The following is a 17218-nucleotide window of genomic DNA, read 5'->3' on the forward strand; positions in this document are numbered from 1 at the left end:
AGTAAATGTACAATTTTATCCCTGTTTTATTCAAAATTCAACCAGTCTATCATACTTTTGATACTGCTTTCCAGTTGTTCCGGATCTCTGAAATTGGGGGTATTATTCTTTTTAAAATAGCTTAAAGCTCGGGCATAAAAACTGCTCATCTCAGTCTCTGACACTCCTTTTTCATGATAAATTTTAAAACTTATTTCATTCTTTTCGTTAACCGTAAGACTGGCAAACGCGATGGTTGTATTTTTCTTTTTGGCCAGAAAGAAAGGTAGACCGAAATTTGAGTCTATCTTCTTATGCTCCTGGTTCTGTAGAAAAATATTTTTCAGCATCAACATATCTGAAATATAGGCTTCAGAATATTGAAGAAGCTCCTGATGTTGTGCAATAGTTTCCATATTATCTCTTCTTTAGCTAAACAAAATTATGGAGTCTTTTCATTAAGACACAGATACAGAACTATACAATATTGTGGGTACAGATAATAATGTGGTACTTTATTAAAATAAAAACAGGCTATTTCACTAAGGAAACAGCCTGTCTGCAACTATTTAAAGTTTCATGGTTATAGTTCTGTTTTTTTCAGGGCTTCTTTAATTCCATCAAGACCATCACCAAATTGAGCAAGTAAGGCTACAATCTGGGACATTCTATCGTTTTCGCCAAGTCCTTTTAAGGTTTTATTTTTTACAAAGGTTTTCTTGATTTCGTTCCAACGCTCTGTCTCTTCTTCTGAAAGAATTCCTATCAGCTCTTTCAACTTCAGCATATTGGCTTCTGCTCCGGTTGTAAGCGTTTGAGACTCGTTCTGATAATGATTCAGAATAATTTGAGTGACCTCATCTTTTTTAAGAATAGGCTGAATCTGAGCAATCAGTTTATTCATATTACGGTAGGACCCCTGAAGTTTGAACGGAGGCTCATTTCTGTAATCGTCCGACATGGCTGCGGAGGAGATATACTCTTTATTCACCTTCAATACCATATTTCTTACAGCAATGGTATTTTGCAGCACGGCTCTGAAATCTGTAATTTCATTAGAGCTGAAGTTTCCTTTCAGATTGTCTGCAGGATTATCCGTGATTACACAGTTGTAAAGTTCATACAGATTCTCTATTCCCGGTTGTGTTAATCTTGTCAGATATTCGTTGGACATCAGGGCATTTTCAATAAGGCTGAGATCGAAAAGATCTGTTTTTGATCCTGAGATTTCTCCAAGATTGTACGTATCTGAACGATTGGCCAACATATCCGGGATTTTAAATTTCTCGCCGTTTTCGGTGTATGGATTTCCTGCCATCACCAGACAGAATCTTTTGGAACGGAGATCATAAGTCTTGCTTTCCCCATTGTAGATCCCTTCTATTTTTCTCTGCCCATCTGCAAGAGAGATAAATTTCTGTAGAAATTCAGGGTTACAATGCTGAATATCATCAAGGTACAACATCACATTATCTCCCATTTCTAATGCAAGATTCAGTTTTTCAAGTTCCTGTCTTGCGCCTGCATTTTTAGCTTCTGCCGGATCTGTAGAAATAATATCATATCCTAATGAAGGGCCGTTTATTTTCATGAAAACCAATCCCATACGTTCAGCCATATATTCCATAAGGGTTGTTTTTCCGTATCCGGGAGGTGATACAAGAAGAAGCATTCCCATTCGGTCTGTTCTTTTTTCTGATCCTGCTGTTCCTAATTGTTTTGCCAGATTAGCTCCGATTAAAGGAAAATAGACATCATTGATGAGTTTATTCCTCACAAATGAACTCAAAATCTGTGGCTTAAAGGTTTCCAGCTTTAACGCTTTCTTTTTATCATTCACCCAACTGTATTTCAATTCCTGTAAGCGTTTGTATTTCTGAACAGTAACTGTATTAAAATGATTTAATCTGGTGGTGAATTCAAAATAATTAAGATTATATTCCGTCTCTTTTTCGAGTGACTTCAGCTCTTTTACGGTTACTTCATACGAAGTAACTTTGATATTTTTCGGATCAAGATTCTGAGTAATTATAAATCCTGCCGCTTCAAAGATTATTTCTTTTTCCACTTTAGGATCAAATGCCTTCAGAGCACTCTCTACGATATGATAGCATGCTGAGGGATATGAGTATATGGCTTGAATCTGAGTGATAAAATCGAGATCTTTTCCTTTTTCTTTAAGCTCTTTTAAAAACAATTCGTGCAAAGCAGCTGCTTTTTCTGAGATCAAGAAGTTGTTTTTGTCTTCCTGTTTCAGGTACATTGCTGCATTGATACAATCTGTTTCAGTAAAGATAGTATGCATAGATGCAAAAGCTTTCATTTCTTCCGCCAGTACAGTATTCAGGTATTCAAATCCCTGTTTTATGGTAAATGATTGAGCAATAATTGACGCGGCTTCAAATTGTTTGTTATAATAGTCTTTCCTATCATTTTCCAAGAAGAACCAGAAAAGCTGAGCCAGCGTTCTTTCCTGTGCCGTAAACCGCATCAGTCCCAGTTCATTATGCATCTGCTGAAGCTTTGTTACAATGCTCTGTGCATCTATATCATGAATTCCTTTTACCAGCCCTTCTCCAAAATGCTCTGCGGTAAATTGCTGTACCGCCAGTTCATTCTGCGACTCTGTTGCTACCTCTTTATGGGTAGAGAAGACATTCCAGGCCAGGTATTCAAATCTTTTCACTTTTGTGTTTTCTGATACAAATTCCTGGTTCCATACTTCTTTGAATTCATCTGCCGCATTGAAGTTCAGGGGCTCGTAAAAGCTTGTTCCTGTAAGATGGTAATAATACTGTGCATTTCTAAGAACCAGAGTAAGATCTAGCTTCTGTCGATTAACTGTAAATTTGTAATCGCCTAAGGCAATGATACTTTCTCCATCAGCATAGATTTCTTGCTTATCTTTAAGTTTCCTTACAGATTCCTGTTGCTGGGTTTTCAAAAGAGTCTGAATTTCTTCAGATTTGGCAGAGTCTTCAAGCTCAGCTAATTGTCTCGAAAAATCTCTTACTTTTTCTACCATCAGATCGGAGGCAAAATATCCATTGATCTCATTTTCAGAGCCAAAAGATTCTGCTTTGGTCTGTACAGATTTCAGGATTCTCTGCGCGGCATCAAAAAGAGTCTGCGTTCTTTTGTTTCTGGCCTCGGTAAGCTGAACTCTTTTATTCTGAAAGTGCCCGTAAACTTCTTCTCTTTTGGTTCCTATCTGCTGAATAAACTCCTCAAAATCGATAAATTTTGTTTCCATTTCTTCCAATTGAATGGAAAGTTTGGTCAGATATTCATCACATTTCTCCGGAGTCTGGGAAAGTTCAAGGAAATTAATCACCGCCTGATCAAACAGGGTAATCTGCGCCTGAAAGTCTGAAGCAAGTTCTTTTCCTGAAATCTCTCTCTTTCTTTTGCTGAGTTCTAATCTTTTCTGGTTGAGTCTGGCAAAAATCAGGGAAATGTTTTCAATAATCTGAGTAGATTGAGAGGTATCTTCTATTTTAAGATTGTTGACGATATCTACCAACAGTTCGAGCTGACCGGAGAGGATATTGATATTTTCTTCAATAGATTTTGCATCCACGGCTTTTTGTAAAGCGATAATATCTTCTGATATTTTATTCGCTTTATCTTCATACGGCAGTAGAGCTCCTTCCTGAAGCAAAAATTCTACACAGGCATTGGAAAGTTCGGTATATCGATCCGCGAGAGAGATTTCCAGCTGATCCAGTAAGCCGGTGTCTGCATATTTGAGCTCTCTGGCCCCCGTCACTTCACCTCTTAATACTCTGATCTGTGAAAGTACATCGATATATTCCGTGAGTTGGGAATAGTGAAGCCTTTTGGTGTCATCAAGAATTTTATCACAGGACAACTTTATTTTTTCTAAAGCTTCTTCTGTATTTTTCTTTTGCTCTACAACCTTTTCATATTCATTGATCGCGGAGTGAGCAATGGCTCTGATTTCTTTCAAGGGCTGATCCAGTTTCTCAACTTCATTCTCTCCAAGAAAGTAATAGGTATCCAGAATAAAGGTGGAAAGCTTTACAATATCGTCGTATAAGCCACTGTAGGAGTCTTTTTTATTTAAAAGTGTGATCAGTTCCTGGCTCTCTGCCATAACGCGCACAATATCTTTGTTTCCTATTTTGTAGAGTAAGTTATCGGCTTTTTCAATATTAGGAGCCAGTTCTTTAGAAAAAGGAGTTTGCCAAATTTGGGCAAGGTGGTGTTTGGTTGTTTCAATGCTTTCTCTGAGATAGATCAGTTTTCCGTCGTTCAAAAAGGTAAACCCGCTACAACGGATGGGCGTTTCTATCGTCTGAGTGATGATATTATAGGAAATCAACTGATAGTTATTCGTTTTATCATCATAGAAAACATATAAAAAATTCTCTCCGTTGGGTTCGGTTACTGTTTTCAGATAATACAGTCTGTTTTGGTCCTGAGAGATTACCTTCAAACCTCCCGTCTGAAGGGCATATCCGTTGGAAAACAAGACTCCCTGATTTTCGGGAAGCAATACTCCCGAATTTTTAAGGGCATCTGCTCTGGAAACAGTCTTTTCTTTATGGTTATAAATGAAGTAACGCTCAGTTTCCTGATAAGGTTTTATTTTAAACAAAACGAGATTATCCAAATCACAGAAATAGATCTCTGCATCGTCCAGGTTCTGATCTTTATGAATTACATCTTCGGAATAAATACCTTTTCCGGTATCTGTATTATCTTCTACTTTGATGGTAATATCTCCGCCAATACTCTCCACAAAAACTTTATCGGCTAAAGAAACGTGGGGATGTTTTCCGGACCGCTGCATATCTCTTGTTGCTTTTGTCCATACAAAACCATGCTGTTGAGGATATGAGGTTTCGGAGGCGCTTCTGGAATCTACATAGATGAGCTGATTCTCTTTAATCAACCATTTGAAGGCTTTGATATCTGTTGTACTTTCTGAAAGCTGAAAAACCATATAGAGATAGTTCTCTGTAAAGGTAAATCTGGCAAAAAAAGTGTTTCTGTAGTATTTGTAAAGGTTTTTAAATTCATCAATGAAAACCTCATCATTTATTAAGGTATAATCCTGAGGTTCAAAGCGATCATTATTGATTTTATAGATTGAGAAAACGTCCGAAATATTGATTTCCGACTGTAAACCTAGATGAGCATTGGAACCAAATATCAACTGATCTCCCAAAGAATAAATGTCCTTGGCAATGCAGCTGTGATCTGTAGAAATTCTCTCATTGGCAATCAATGAAAAATCGACTCCGCCAAATATATTTTTACGGTTCTCATTAAGCTGTTGAAGTCTCTGGATCAGGTCATTCTTCTGCTCATTCAAACGGTTCTGAATAATTTCGTAAGTTCCGGAATTAAGTTGTTCTGACATCGTTTTTATTTAGGTTGTCATAACTGCTGTAGGACAGCAGGTCTATATATAACTTGTGGTACTTTGAAAATTTTTTAGTCTAAACCTTATAGGTTTTAGAAACCTATAAGGTTTAAAATGCTCTTAAAGCATTCTTGCATTAAACATGGTTATTGTTCACCGGTTTATGTTCTACTCCCAGATGTTTAGCCATGTCGAGAGCTCTTTCAAGGAGTCCTCTTTCCTGGTGGTTGGCAACTCCGTTCAGTTTGAAGATCAGAGATGCGATACTCATATTTTTGATGTCTTCAGAGGAAATTTTGTATTTATCTACCATTCCCATCACTTTTCCGATGATATTCTCACCTTCTCCAAGGAGGCTTTCTTTTACAATCTGTGCGTTTTCGCTGTGGCTGATGAATTTGTCCAGCCCTTTTCCTGCAGAAACCTGACGGATTACATTATCAAAGAAGGTGTTATCTCCTCCCACGATATCAATTTTTGCAGATTTGAAAGCTTCTGCCAGTACCAGAGACTGAGCTTCTGCAATATCTTTCTGAATGGCAATCTGTGCCAGTTCCACATCTTTTTCTTTTGCCAGCTTAAGACGGAATTCTTCGTGGTCTTTTCCGGCATCGTTCAGTTTTTTCATGGCTTCAGCTTTCTCGTTGATTCCGGCTGCTTCTGCCAATGCTTTTTCTTTGATGACTTCTGCCTGAGCAATTCCTTCTTTTTTAATAGCGTCTGCTTTTTTCTCTATAACAACGGCTTCTGCTGTTCCCTGTCTTTCAGCAGCGTCTGCTTTGGCATGCATCACCTGAGCTTCGGATAAACCTACAGTTGCTTCTTCTTTTGCTTTTGCATCGGCGATGATTTTACGTGCTTCGGCTTCTTTTTCTGCGGCATCTCTTTTAGCCTGGGCTTCGATGACGTATTTCTGAGCATCTTTTTCTGCTGATAGTCTTCGGGATTCTGCGGCTCTTGTTTCTTCGATCAGTTTTTTCTCTGCTTCCTGAGTGGCTACTGTGATTTCAACCTGCTTGTTTCTTTCTGCTGTTTTGAAGGCTTCAAGATCTTTGATTCCCTGTTGCTCTTCTACCACCGTTTTCTCCATGGTTAAACGCTCACGGATCGCATCCTGAATGCTTTTCTTCTCTAATTCTATTGCTTTTTCTTTTTCAATCTGAGCAAGAGAGACAATTCTTTCTCTTTCGGTTGCTTCAAGGGCTTTGTCTTTGAGTACTCTTTCTGTTTCAACAAGGTCTGCACGCTCCTTATTTTTCGCGGCAATAACTACCTGACGAAGTTTATTTTCTTCTGCAATCTGCAGTTTTTCTTCTGTAGCAATACGTACTGTTTCATATCTCAGACGTTCTTCTTCTTCTACTTTTAAGATCTCAGCATTTTCCCGAGCCTTGATATTGGCCACTTCTCTTTTCTGAGATTCTTCTTTTTCGGCTAATTGTTTTTCAAGTTCCAGAATGGCTTCACGGGCTTCTACGTTTTGTTTGGTGATGGTTTTCTCTTCATCACGACGAACCTGATTGGCTTTAATATTCTGTGTGGCAGTAAGTTCAGTAATTTTTTTAATCCCTTCAGAATCCAGAATATTATCTTTATCCAGCTTATCGATGGAAGTTTGCTCCAGATAATCAATCGCACAGTCATCCAGCACATATCCGTTAAGATCTGTTCCGATAATGTCTAAAATCTCCTGGCGGAATTCGCTTCTGGCCTCGTATAGTTCAGTAAAATCAAATTTCTTTCCTACTGTTTTCAGGGCTTCAGAAAACTTAGCTTCAAAAAGTTCTCTCAGTGTCTGAGCATCCGAGGCTCTCTGACAACCAATAGTTTGCCCTACATTCACAATATCATCTACCGATTTATTGACACGGATAAAAAATGCTACCTGAATATCTGCTCTCATATTGTCTTTACAGATCAGCCCTGCCCTTCCTTCTCTTGAAATTTCCAGCTTTTTTACGGAGATATCCATAGATTCCATACGGTGGATAATAGGGATCACAATGCCGGCATTGAAAAAGACTTTTGTACCTCCATAACCAGTTCTTAAAATAACAATTCCCTGAACGGTTTTTTTATACATTGATAAAATCCAGAAAATCAATCCGATTGATGCGACCGCAACAATCATAATTCCAGCAATTAAAGGTAAGTTCATAGTTTTATAAGTTTATGGTTTATATATAAATGTGTTTTTTTAAAAATATTGGGAAAATATCCCAAGGATATAGTTCAGCATAATCAGAAAAAGAGTTATCATGGTTATTAGTTTTGGCTCTTAATATATCATTGATTTTTGAACGTAATAAATCCTTTTCTCGGATTCCTCATCTACAATCATGACACGAGTCCCGTGTTCGAGTCTGCTTCCGTCTTTACTTCTCACCATCAGCGTCATAGGGTCGCTTCCGATAAAGACTTCCATCATTCCTATTTTATCATCCTGAATGGTGGACTTCAGGCGCCCCTCCCTCCCCAAAAAGGCATAAGACAATTCTCCTTTATGATTAATTTCTTTAAAAAAAGGATTCAGGGGTTTCAGAACAATTTTTGTAATCAGCATTCCTCCAATCATCAAAGGAAGTATGGCTAATATTCCGGCCCACGTTGGCAGTTTGATAAAATAGTTGAGATAGAATGATCCCAGCCAGGTAACCAATAGTGATAGAGTAAGGAAATAGGTAACCGGAACGATATCCAGATTCAGAAATTTCAGAAAATGCATCCATGCGGAAGGATCATGATCTGAAGGATGAAAATGACCATCCGGAGCATCTATATCAGCATCTGCATCCAGATCGGAATGGATTCCCACATCAATATCCAACCCGGTAAGAATGGTAAACAGCCAATAGATAACCGAAAGCCCAAGCAAAACGGTCAGTACTGTATTTACCGGTGAAAATGCTACATTTAAAAATTCCTGAAAGGTCATATATTAGCCTTTTTTAAGTGTTTCTTTTAATCTGTTCAAAGCGGCTTCTGCTTCAGAATCCTTATTATTGACCATGGCATCAATTTCCTCATCAATGGTCTGTCCGGATCTTGAAAGATCAGAATAAGCTTCTGCGAGAGCTTCCTGCTGTATTACTCTGTCTTTTAGTTTTTCAAGCATGCTAACAGTGCTTCCGTTGTCCATCTGAGTCATTTGCTGGTTAATGTCTTTCGTTGCTTCGCTTACCTGTACTCTTGCCATAAGGGTTTTCAATTCGTTTTCCCATTTGGCAATGCTTGATTTCAAGTGGTTGATATTTCCCTGCATCTTATCACAGTCTCCATAGAGCTTTTCATGTTCTTTCTGTAGATCTGAAGCTTTTTCCTGTGAAGAAGTATGTCTTTTCAATGCTTCTTTGGCTAAGCGGTCTGCATCTGAGGTTTCCACTTCTCCTTTTTCTGCTTTCTGAACGATGACAACGGCTTTGTTGTAATAGTCTTTTGCAAATTGCTCTTCCGTTTCGGCTTCGTTCTTTTTACGGATAGCCAGTGCTTTCAATTGCGCCAGTGCTTCAATACTTTTTGAAAGCTGTTCTTTCATTTCACGGATTCCCTGTTCTGTTAAATTGATGGGGTCCTCAAAGTTGTCGATCACAGAATGGATCTCTGCTTTTCCGATTGTTAACAATCTTTTAAAAATGTTCATTTTAAATATCTTTTGTGAATTACTTACTCATTTCAAGCATTTCGTTGGTAAATTCTCCTACCAGAATTCCCAGTGAGTTGATGGAAGCCATCACCTCATTCTGTGCCATATTATCGGTGGGAAGGGTATCTCTGAAAATAACCCGTCTCCCGGTACCATCCAGAACAAAGGCTCCATGAACAATATCTCTGTTCTTCTGAAGTAGTTTCAGGAATGTTTTTTCGGATGGATTTTTGATTTCAAAAAGGAATTGCTCCATAATCAGAATAGAATCTGATATGATAAGGATCATATTTTTTATCCCATTGGATTCTTTCTCAATAATAAGGATTCTCTGAGCTTCATCTTCCAAAGTGATGTTAAACTCGTAATCTAACAACCAGTCTTTGACTGTTCTGAATATTTGATTTTTCATGATGGCTGGTTTTGTGTTCATAATTCTTCCACACAAATATAACATAAAATTTTCAAATTGCAAATATTTTTAGCAATCATTTGTTTCAGATTCTCTATATTTGCAAAAAAGATTAGACAAAATGAGCTTTTTCGGAACTAATATTAAGAAAATAAGACAGGTTAAAGGATTGAGCCAAAAGGCTTTTGCTGACCTCTTTGATCTAAACAGAGGTGTGATAAGCTCTTATGAAGAAGGGCGCGCAGAGCCCAAAATAGAAACCATACTAAAGGTAGCCAATCATTTTAATCTTAATCTGGATAAATTATTAACAGAAACCCTACAGGTGAACCAGTTAGTAAGTGTTTCAGACATTGATCAACTGATGCTTTTCCCGGAACTGGCCATTCAAAACGGTCAAGAATCAAAAAAAGGAGCTGAAAATTTTGATCCGAACGCTGTTGTTTTGCAAAAAATATTAGCATCTGTAAATTTAGTATACGAATTTACACCGGAAAAGAATCTCTTATCCCAATATCATTATGGAGATGTTCTTTTCCTGAATACCTCTGATCTTACAAAAGATGCTGCTACCAACCTCCTTATTCTTACCGATGGAAATCTTCAGTATGCTTCAGAAGCCCAGCTTAAGAATACTGAAGAGCAGGTATTTTATAAAATTGTAGGATATGTTTCGACAAGCGAAAAGAATATTTTCACCGATATTTTCGCAAGACTGGAAAATCTTGAAAACAGAATATAGCGTTTCCACAATTTCTCACTACAAAAAAACATTTTATTCCCCAAAAGGGTAATTTCATTTGTTCTGAAATTATCCTAATTTCGCCATGGTAACACTTTAGAATAAAAAGTGATCATATTATTTTAAAACTATAGATGAAGGAGGGTTGTGTCGTATGATTTTATAGAAAAAAACAAGAACAATCATATACCATGGAAAACTCATCAACACAAGACAATACCTTCCACATAGGCATCACTATGGCGGGAGCGGTATCCGCAGGCTGCTATACAGCAGGTGTCATGGACTATCTTTTCGAAATTCTTCAGCTTTGGGAAGAAGCCAAGCAGGGAAAATTACCGGAAGGCTGGGATCCTGAAATTCTCCAGTATGTTCCTAAGCACAATGTTGTTATAGACGCAATGGGAGGAGCCTCTGCCGGGGGAATGACCACGGTAATGTCCGCCATTTATGCAATGAATGGGAAAATAAACCCAGTAACCGATCCTGAAAATCCAACTTCTTTAAAAGAGAATCTTCTCTATGACAGCTGGGTACTCATGAATGATCAGGAAAACAATCCTGAAAAAGTATTTGAAAAGGCACTTTCTCTAGACGATTTGAATGATGAGAAGATAACGTCACTTCTTAATTCCAACTTTATCGACAAAATTTGTGATAATGCATTTAAAAACAACGGTCAAAGCGGAAAAAAGCCATCCTATATCTCTGATCAGCTGGAAATTCTACTTTCCCAGACCATGCTCAGAAGTGTGCCTCTTACAATAGATTTTGCGACTCCTCTGGGAAAAATCAGAAAGTATCAAACACATCCTAAAATTTATCCAAAATACAATACTTTCGACCATTTTGTTCTTTCTCATTTCAAACTTGATTATGACGAAAACAATCCCTTACATAAAGATTTTTATCTTCCTTTTACCCCTTATGGAGGCAAACAACAGGATGTAGACCGTCTAAAACTGGCAACTATTGCAACAGGAGCATTTCCTATTGGATTGGGTTTCAGAAAGTTTTTTGATCGGCAATTTACCAGTGAGTATATTAAAAACAACTCCAAGAAGCTTCTTCATAATACGATGAATCCTTCTATAAAAAATGATAATTCCATTGAGCTTAAAGATATTCCGGATCCCTTCCAGTTTGTAGGAGTAGATGGCGGGGTGATCAACAATGAACCTATTGGAGAAGTTCTTACGATTCTGAAAGAACGGTATGGGCACAAAGATTCTACGAAAGAGAAAACCGATGGAGAATGGGATTATAAAGATGACCGTTTCGGAATGATCATGATTGACCCTTTCCCGGATCATATTTTTACGGACGACTATAAGCAGCCTGAAGACATTATTTCGGTGATTCCTTCACTTTTGGGAACTTTAATGGATCAGTCCAGACTTAAAAGGAGAGAAATCGTCAATTTTAATACCGGAAAGTATTTAATCGGAGAAATCTTCCCGGTAAGAAACCGCGTCCGTGGTAAGCAGGAAGATAATGCAATTGCCTGCTCATCTGTATTTGCATTTGGAGGTTTTCTGGATATTAATTTCAGACATCATGATTTCTTTCTGGGCAGAAACAATTCTAAAAACTTTTTTAAGATTTATTTTTCTTTTGAATATGATCCCGACAATGGAAATGTACATTATATTCACAGAAACTGGACTCCTGCAATGATTGAAAAGTTTAAATATAAAGATCCCCGTACGAAAAAGGTATTTCTTCCTATCATTCCGGATCTGAATGAACTGAACAGGAAAACCAGAAATCCTATCAGAAGAACAGTTAATAAATGGCCGGAATTTAACACCGAAAACCTTATTAAGCTACAACCAAAGCTGGAAAACAGGATTGAAAAAATGATTGAGGTACTTGCTACCGGATCTATGTTTAAAAAAGAAGCAAAAGAATATCCTGCCGTTCAGAAAATCTTGGACCAATATTATAAGAAAAACTGGTGGGACCGAACCAAGCAAAAGGCTGCAAAATGGTATCTGAAAACCAATTATAAGCTCTTTAAAGGTATTCTGGCAAAACAGATGGCAGAATTGGCTATTGAAAAGGTTCTGAAGGATCTTGAAGACAAAAAGCTACTCAAAGATTTGCCTTCCGAAGAAAAAAAATGATAGAATACAAGCTTCTCCATACTATTCGGAGAAGCTTTTTAATTTTCAACGGCCTTCAATATTCCATTCTTTTTTTACACTCTTTCTAAAAACTAAACTTTTGTGTAGTTCTACTTATTAAGCATACTTCTATTTTTGTATCTAAACTATTAACGATGAAAGAACAATATTCTCGAAACCGATTATACGTAAAAGAAGAAGAGCAGAATAAGATTAAAGACTTTTCTATTCTCCTTGCAGGATGCGGCATTGGAAGCAATATCGCGGAGTGCGCTTTACGTTTTGGTTTTGAGAATATTACCCTTGTAGATGGTGATACCATTGAGCTTTCTAACCTCAACAGACAAAATTATACGCACCAGGATATTTCTTCTTATAAGGCAGAAACTCTTTATCATCGACTGAAAAGCATTAATCCAAATGCCAATATCAGATTCCACAGTGAATTCATCAATGAAGGCAATGTGTCTGAGATCATTGGGAAGCATCATATTGCCATCAATGCACTGGATTTTTCTACTGACATTCCTATTGTTTTTGATAAAATATGCCAGGAAAAAAGTATTCCTGTACTTCATCCTTACAATCTGGGTTGGGGAGCTTTAGTGATGGTCATTTCTGAAAGCATGGGACTGGATTCTCTGAAAAAAGAGGAAGAAAAGTTCAATGAAGTAAGCGTTGTACAATATGTTTCAAGCCACATGAGATACTGGGGGCACCCGCAGAAATGGCTGGAAGATATCGTTGAAGAATACCTCAACGAAAATAAACAGCTTCCACCACCACAATTGTCTATTGCTTCTTCTTTGGGAGCGGCAAGCTGTGTAAAAATAGCATTTGATATTGCTACCGGAAAACCTATCAAGAAGTTCCCGGAATTTTATTTAACGACTATTGATTAATCGTTTATCCCTTTGTAATCTCCTTTTCATTATATTTCGTCATTAGCATATAGCCTCCTCTGCCGGAGGCTATATCAATGATATCTGTTTCACAAAGGGTTTCTATTCTTACCATTTGATCTCTATCGGATTGTATGATACCCAATTCGCTATCAAAATAGGCTATGGCTTCAATGGCATTTTTGATGATATAGGTTATATCTTGAAAGTTCTCTTCAGAGACTTGATTATTAAGATAATTTTCAAGCCGAGCTCCTTTTCTGTATTGAGGATAATTTTCAAGCCCCATAAAAGCAAGCATCCATTCTTTATTGTATTCCCCGAAAGCTTTGCATATTCCTATATAATCTGCTATAAGCTCATCGTGTAGGTTATTAGATGCTTTGCCATATTTTTTTAAGGTATAAAGATGGGTACATTCGTGTTCCAATCGTATGGTATAGGAATATGCTCTCCATTCATGATCAGAAAGGCCTAATTTATCTGCTGGAACATTGCTGTAAGGTTTTGTACTTAAAACAATTATTTTGTCTTTATACATTCCGGGATGGGGAAGAATATTCTGAGAAAATTCTGTATTCCAGTTTCCAAAAGGATTATTTCTGATCCATTTTTCTTTTAAATCATGAATTCTTGCCCAATTATTGATTCCATTGGCTAAAAACGCTCCCATAGACTGAGGGATTGGCTCCGGGTTATTTTTATGAAGAAAACACTGTACAAAGGTTGAAAAGTCTTCACAATCGTTGATGGATACTATAGGGATGGCTCCTGCAACACTGTCATACACTTTAATTGTAATACCATCTTTATCATTTAATTGAAGGTTTTTATGAAGGTTTTCATATGACTTTTTTCCTTTTAAAACAGCATTGATGTAACTCTCCGTTTTATTGATTTCTGTTTGTACAGGAAAGTACAATTGAGGGTAAAAATCCTGTAATATTTGAAGTCCGTTCTTGCTAGACGAAAGCAGATAATCTTCCCAAAATTGAATAGAAAAATTTTCTTCAGAAGTGATCGTAGTAATCGCCTCTAAAGAAAATTTATTTTGAAAATATGACTCAAGTTCCAGGTTATATTTCAATTGGGTTATATTTATATGTTAGAGCTAAGCAATCTGTCTTTTTGCCAATTGAGAGAAAAGGCCATCCAATTCCATAAGTTCATCATACGTTCCTGTTTCTACAATCGCTCCTTTGTCCATAACATAGATACGGTCTGCATTCTTAATGGTACTTAATCTATGGGCAATGATGATACGAGTTGCCTGAAGTTTATCCAAGCTTTCTGAAACGATATTCTGAGTTCTGTTATCCAGAGCACTGGTTGCTTCATCCATAAATAACAATCTCGGCTTGTGAACAATAGCTCTGGCAATCATAAGTCGTTGACGTTGTCCCCCGGAGAAAGTTCCGGCTCCTTCGCTGATTACTGTATGCATTTCCATTGGCATTTGTCTTATATCTTCCTCCATACCTGCCATACGAGCAGCTTCCCAAGCATCGTCTAATGTAAGTTCTGAATTTCCGACAATATTCTGATAAATACTTCCAGACATCAATGATCCGTTTTGAAGAACAACTCCAATTTGTCTTCTCACCAGTTCTTTGTTCATAGAATCGAAAGAATCTCCATCAAAATAAATAGATCCTACTTCCGGATGTTCAAATCCTAAAAGCAATCTCATGATGGTAGATTTCCCTGATCCTGAAGCGCCTACAAAAGCAACCATTTCACCGGGTTTGATTTTGAAAGTCACATTATTCAATACTAACGGTTGATCTTCATTATATCTGAAAGAAACGGAATTCATTTCAATATCTCCTGCAAGTTCTCCCGGATCTACGCTCTGGTCTGCAGACTCTGTTTCTTCTTCTAAAATAGGTTTTACTCTTTCATAGAGAGTGACTACATTCAGCGAAGTTATTAAAGCCATACTTAATCTAAGGCTGTCATTCAGAAACTGATTAAATGCAGTGATGAACGCCATAAAAGCCCCAACTGTAAGCATCGTTGTCATCTTATCCGAATTAAGAACCGTATAATACAGAAAGGAAAAGAAAAATATGTTTGTCAGCAGCGGATACGACGCATTAAAGGTTTCAACAAAATTCTGATAGCTTCCGGAACTGAATCCTAATTTTTTCAGTCTTGAAAATTTATCTGCCCACAAAGTAAAAACTCTTCTTTCTCCTCCTGTTATTCTTATTTTGGAAATCCCGGATAAAAATTCAAAAAGAAACCCTTGAATTTCTCCTTGATATTTAGATACTTGCCTGTCATATTTAAGTTTCAACCAACCTATAGTAATCATAAAAATAACAGCGGCCCCTCCTAGCCCAACTCCAATCCATGCTAACTGAGATTGGTAATAGAAAAGAAGAACAAGGTTCACAAATGAAAATGCTCCACTCAACACTGCCGTCATCAAAGTACTTGAAACAATCTGACGAATAGCATTGATGCTTAAAACCCTGTTGGTAAGATCTCCTGCACTGAATCTTTTATAAAAAGTAACAGGCAGTCTCAGCATATGGTCCATCACTCCGGCCTGTAAATTAATACTGGATTTTGTTTCTACTCTCTGCTGCAGGACTCCTTGGGCCAAATGAAGCCCGGCTGTTACCAAGCCAATCATCAGCATAATGACAAAAACTTCTGTATGAAGAGATCTGTCTGCTGTAGGGATAACGTCATCATACATCATTCCTGCCAGAATTGGGACCAACAGACCTATCAAACTCCCAAATAAAGCTGCTAAAATCAGAAACTTAGCATCTTTTTTAACTCCTCTTATCGCAAACCCTGCTACTTTTTTGAGGGAAGTCATCTTCACGTCAAATCCAGAGAAAAACATATAACCAATAGGCTCCAGTGTATCTGCAACCTCATCATTTACCGGAATTTCTTCTCCAGTTGACAGGTTTTTCAGGATATAACTATCTGATTTTACCTGAAGTAAAGCAACAGGAAGATTATCTTTTCTGGTAAAGGCCAATAAATGCCCATTTTCTTCCTTCCACCATATCCCTCTTAAAATAATTTTTCTGATGCGTATTTTGGAGCTTTTTGCTATTGCGTACAACTGATTGGTCATACTGTTTTCGTAGGATTCTATGTGTTTGGGCTCATCCATTTTGAATCCTGTCTGTTCTCCTATCAGTCTGCAGGTAGAAAACAAGGTATTTTTCTTCTGAGAAGTATGCGAGGCTTCAGGATACATACGTTCTTCATTGCCGGCAACAATGGATCTTATTTTCTGTAAAGTACTTCTTATACTTTCTTCTTCAATGATTCTCTTTTCCTGAAAGTGTCTGCTTTCTTCCTGCTTCTGAGTATCAATAATTTTATTAAGTCGGCTGTAAAAGTATTCTTCCAGCTTTTTTAAGGAGAGCAGAAAGTAGACATCCTCCTGAAGAACTTCCCGTGTACTCATCACCTTAACCTCGGTATCATTGTCTAAGGATTTTATCCAAAGTTTATTGGATACGGGAGTAAGGAAATCGGGGAGTTTATCGTAATTGATATTTGTACTTTCTGCATAAATATTAACTTCCCCTTTCAAAATCTGCACCCAATTGATTCCGCTTGAAGGAAAAGCAATCGTATCTTTTTCTAAAGGAGTTATTTTGTAGTCATCCAGTGATTTATATACCCTTGGACTGTTGATGCTGCTTACTACGGAGGTCGTTTTTGAGATCCATTGGTTCATCATATTTTTCAGAAAGAAATGATCCATCTCAAGAAGCTTGCCTTTATCAATAGTTAATAGTTTCGCATCACTTGAAAATGCAATAAGCCTGGTATTTTCTGTATCTTCTTCCGTGAGTAAACTGAATAGAATTTCTCCTTTTTGTAGGGTATAAAAATGCTTTAAGGGTATGAGATAGTTACCATCAGCATCTATTTTAGTATAAAACATATTTACCTCACCTGAAAGTACCATCCAGAATTTGTCTGTCTCGTTCAGGGTAAAAGGATTCTCAACATTTATGAATATTTTTTCTTTTACAGACATG

General features: G+C 37.3%; 11 protein-coding genes. 3 read left to right on the forward strand and 8 right to left on the reverse strand.

What is annotated here, in order from left to right; translation table 11 throughout:
* Positions 1-26 precede the first annotated feature (26 nt).
* The 6 genes from ACQ76T_RS13325 to ACQ76T_RS13350 form a co-directional block, all read right to left on the reverse strand.
* Positions 27-395 carry a hypothetical protein gene (locus tag ACQ76T_RS13325; RefSeq protein WP_431343802.1) on the reverse strand — a complete coding sequence of 123 codons (369 nt, stop codon included), beginning with the start codon at positions 393-395 and terminating at the stop codon, positions 27-29.
* A gap of 167 nt (positions 396-562) precedes the next feature.
* On the reverse strand, positions 563-5368 hold the full coding sequence (locus ACQ76T_RS13330; protein WP_431343803.1) for a DNA repair ATPase: 4806 nt from the start codon (positions 5366-5368) through the stop codon (positions 563-565).
* Positions 5369-5507: 139 nt separating this feature from the next.
* Positions 5508-7529 carry a flotillin family protein gene (locus tag ACQ76T_RS13335; RefSeq protein ID WP_431343804.1) on the reverse strand — a complete coding sequence of 674 codons (2022 nt, stop codon included), beginning with the start codon at positions 7527-7529 and terminating at the stop codon, positions 5508-5510.
* A 120-nt stretch (positions 7530-7649) separates the two neighbouring features.
* Positions 7650-8306, reverse strand: a complete 657-nt coding sequence (locus tag ACQ76T_RS13340) for a hypothetical protein (protein WP_431343805.1) — start codon at positions 8304-8306, stop codon at positions 7650-7652.
* Positions 8307-8309: 3 nt separating this feature from the next.
* Positions 8310-9011 carry a PspA/IM30 family protein gene (locus ACQ76T_RS13345; RefSeq protein ID WP_431343806.1) on the reverse strand — a complete coding sequence of 234 codons (702 nt, stop codon included), beginning with the start codon at positions 9009-9011 and terminating at the stop codon, positions 8310-8312.
* A gap of 19 nt (positions 9012-9030) precedes the next feature.
* A complete protein-coding gene (locus ACQ76T_RS13350; protein WP_431343807.1) occupies positions 9031-9426 on the reverse strand; it encodes a molecular chaperone Tir in 396 nt (131 codons plus the stop codon).
* Positions 9427-9547: 121 nt separating this feature from the next.
* On the opposite strand from ACQ76T_RS13350, the gene ACQ76T_RS13355 reads away from it, so the two are divergent.
* From ACQ76T_RS13355 to ACQ76T_RS13365, 3 genes are all read left to right on the forward strand, one after another.
* Complete coding sequence (locus ACQ76T_RS13355; RefSeq protein WP_431343808.1) at positions 9548-10168, forward strand: helix-turn-helix domain-containing protein; 621 nt, start codon at positions 9548-9550, stop codon at positions 10166-10168.
* Between the two features lie 191 nt (positions 10169-10359).
* Positions 10360-12294: a hypothetical protein gene (locus ACQ76T_RS13360; RefSeq protein WP_431343809.1), complete on the forward strand. Its 1935-nt coding sequence runs from the start codon at positions 10360-10362 to the stop codon at positions 12292-12294.
* Positions 12295-12449: 155 nt separating this feature from the next.
* Entirely contained in the window at positions 12450-13196 is a 747-nt protein-coding gene (locus ACQ76T_RS13365) for a ThiF family adenylyltransferase (protein WP_431343810.1), read from the forward strand.
* Positions 13197-13200: 4 nt separating this feature from the next.
* Here the strand turns inward: ACQ76T_RS13365 and ACQ76T_RS13370 are convergent, their stop codons facing one another.
* Both ACQ76T_RS13370 and ACQ76T_RS13375 read right to left on the reverse strand, forming a co-directional pair.
* Positions 13201-14283, reverse strand: a complete 1083-nt coding sequence (locus ACQ76T_RS13370) for a DUF7005 family protein (RefSeq protein ID WP_431343811.1) — start codon at positions 14281-14283, stop codon at positions 13201-13203.
* Positions 14284-14307: 24 nt separating this feature from the next.
* Complete coding sequence (locus ACQ76T_RS13375; protein ID WP_431343812.1) at positions 14308-17217, reverse strand: NHLP bacteriocin export ABC transporter permease/ATPase subunit; 2910 nt, start codon at positions 17215-17217, stop codon at positions 14308-14310.
* Position 17218 lies beyond the last annotated feature (1 nt).

The sequence above is a fragment of the Chryseobacterium sp. JK1 genome (assembly GCF_050632815.1).
Lineage (GTDB): Bacteria > Bacteroidota > Bacteroidia > Flavobacteriales > Weeksellaceae > Chryseobacterium.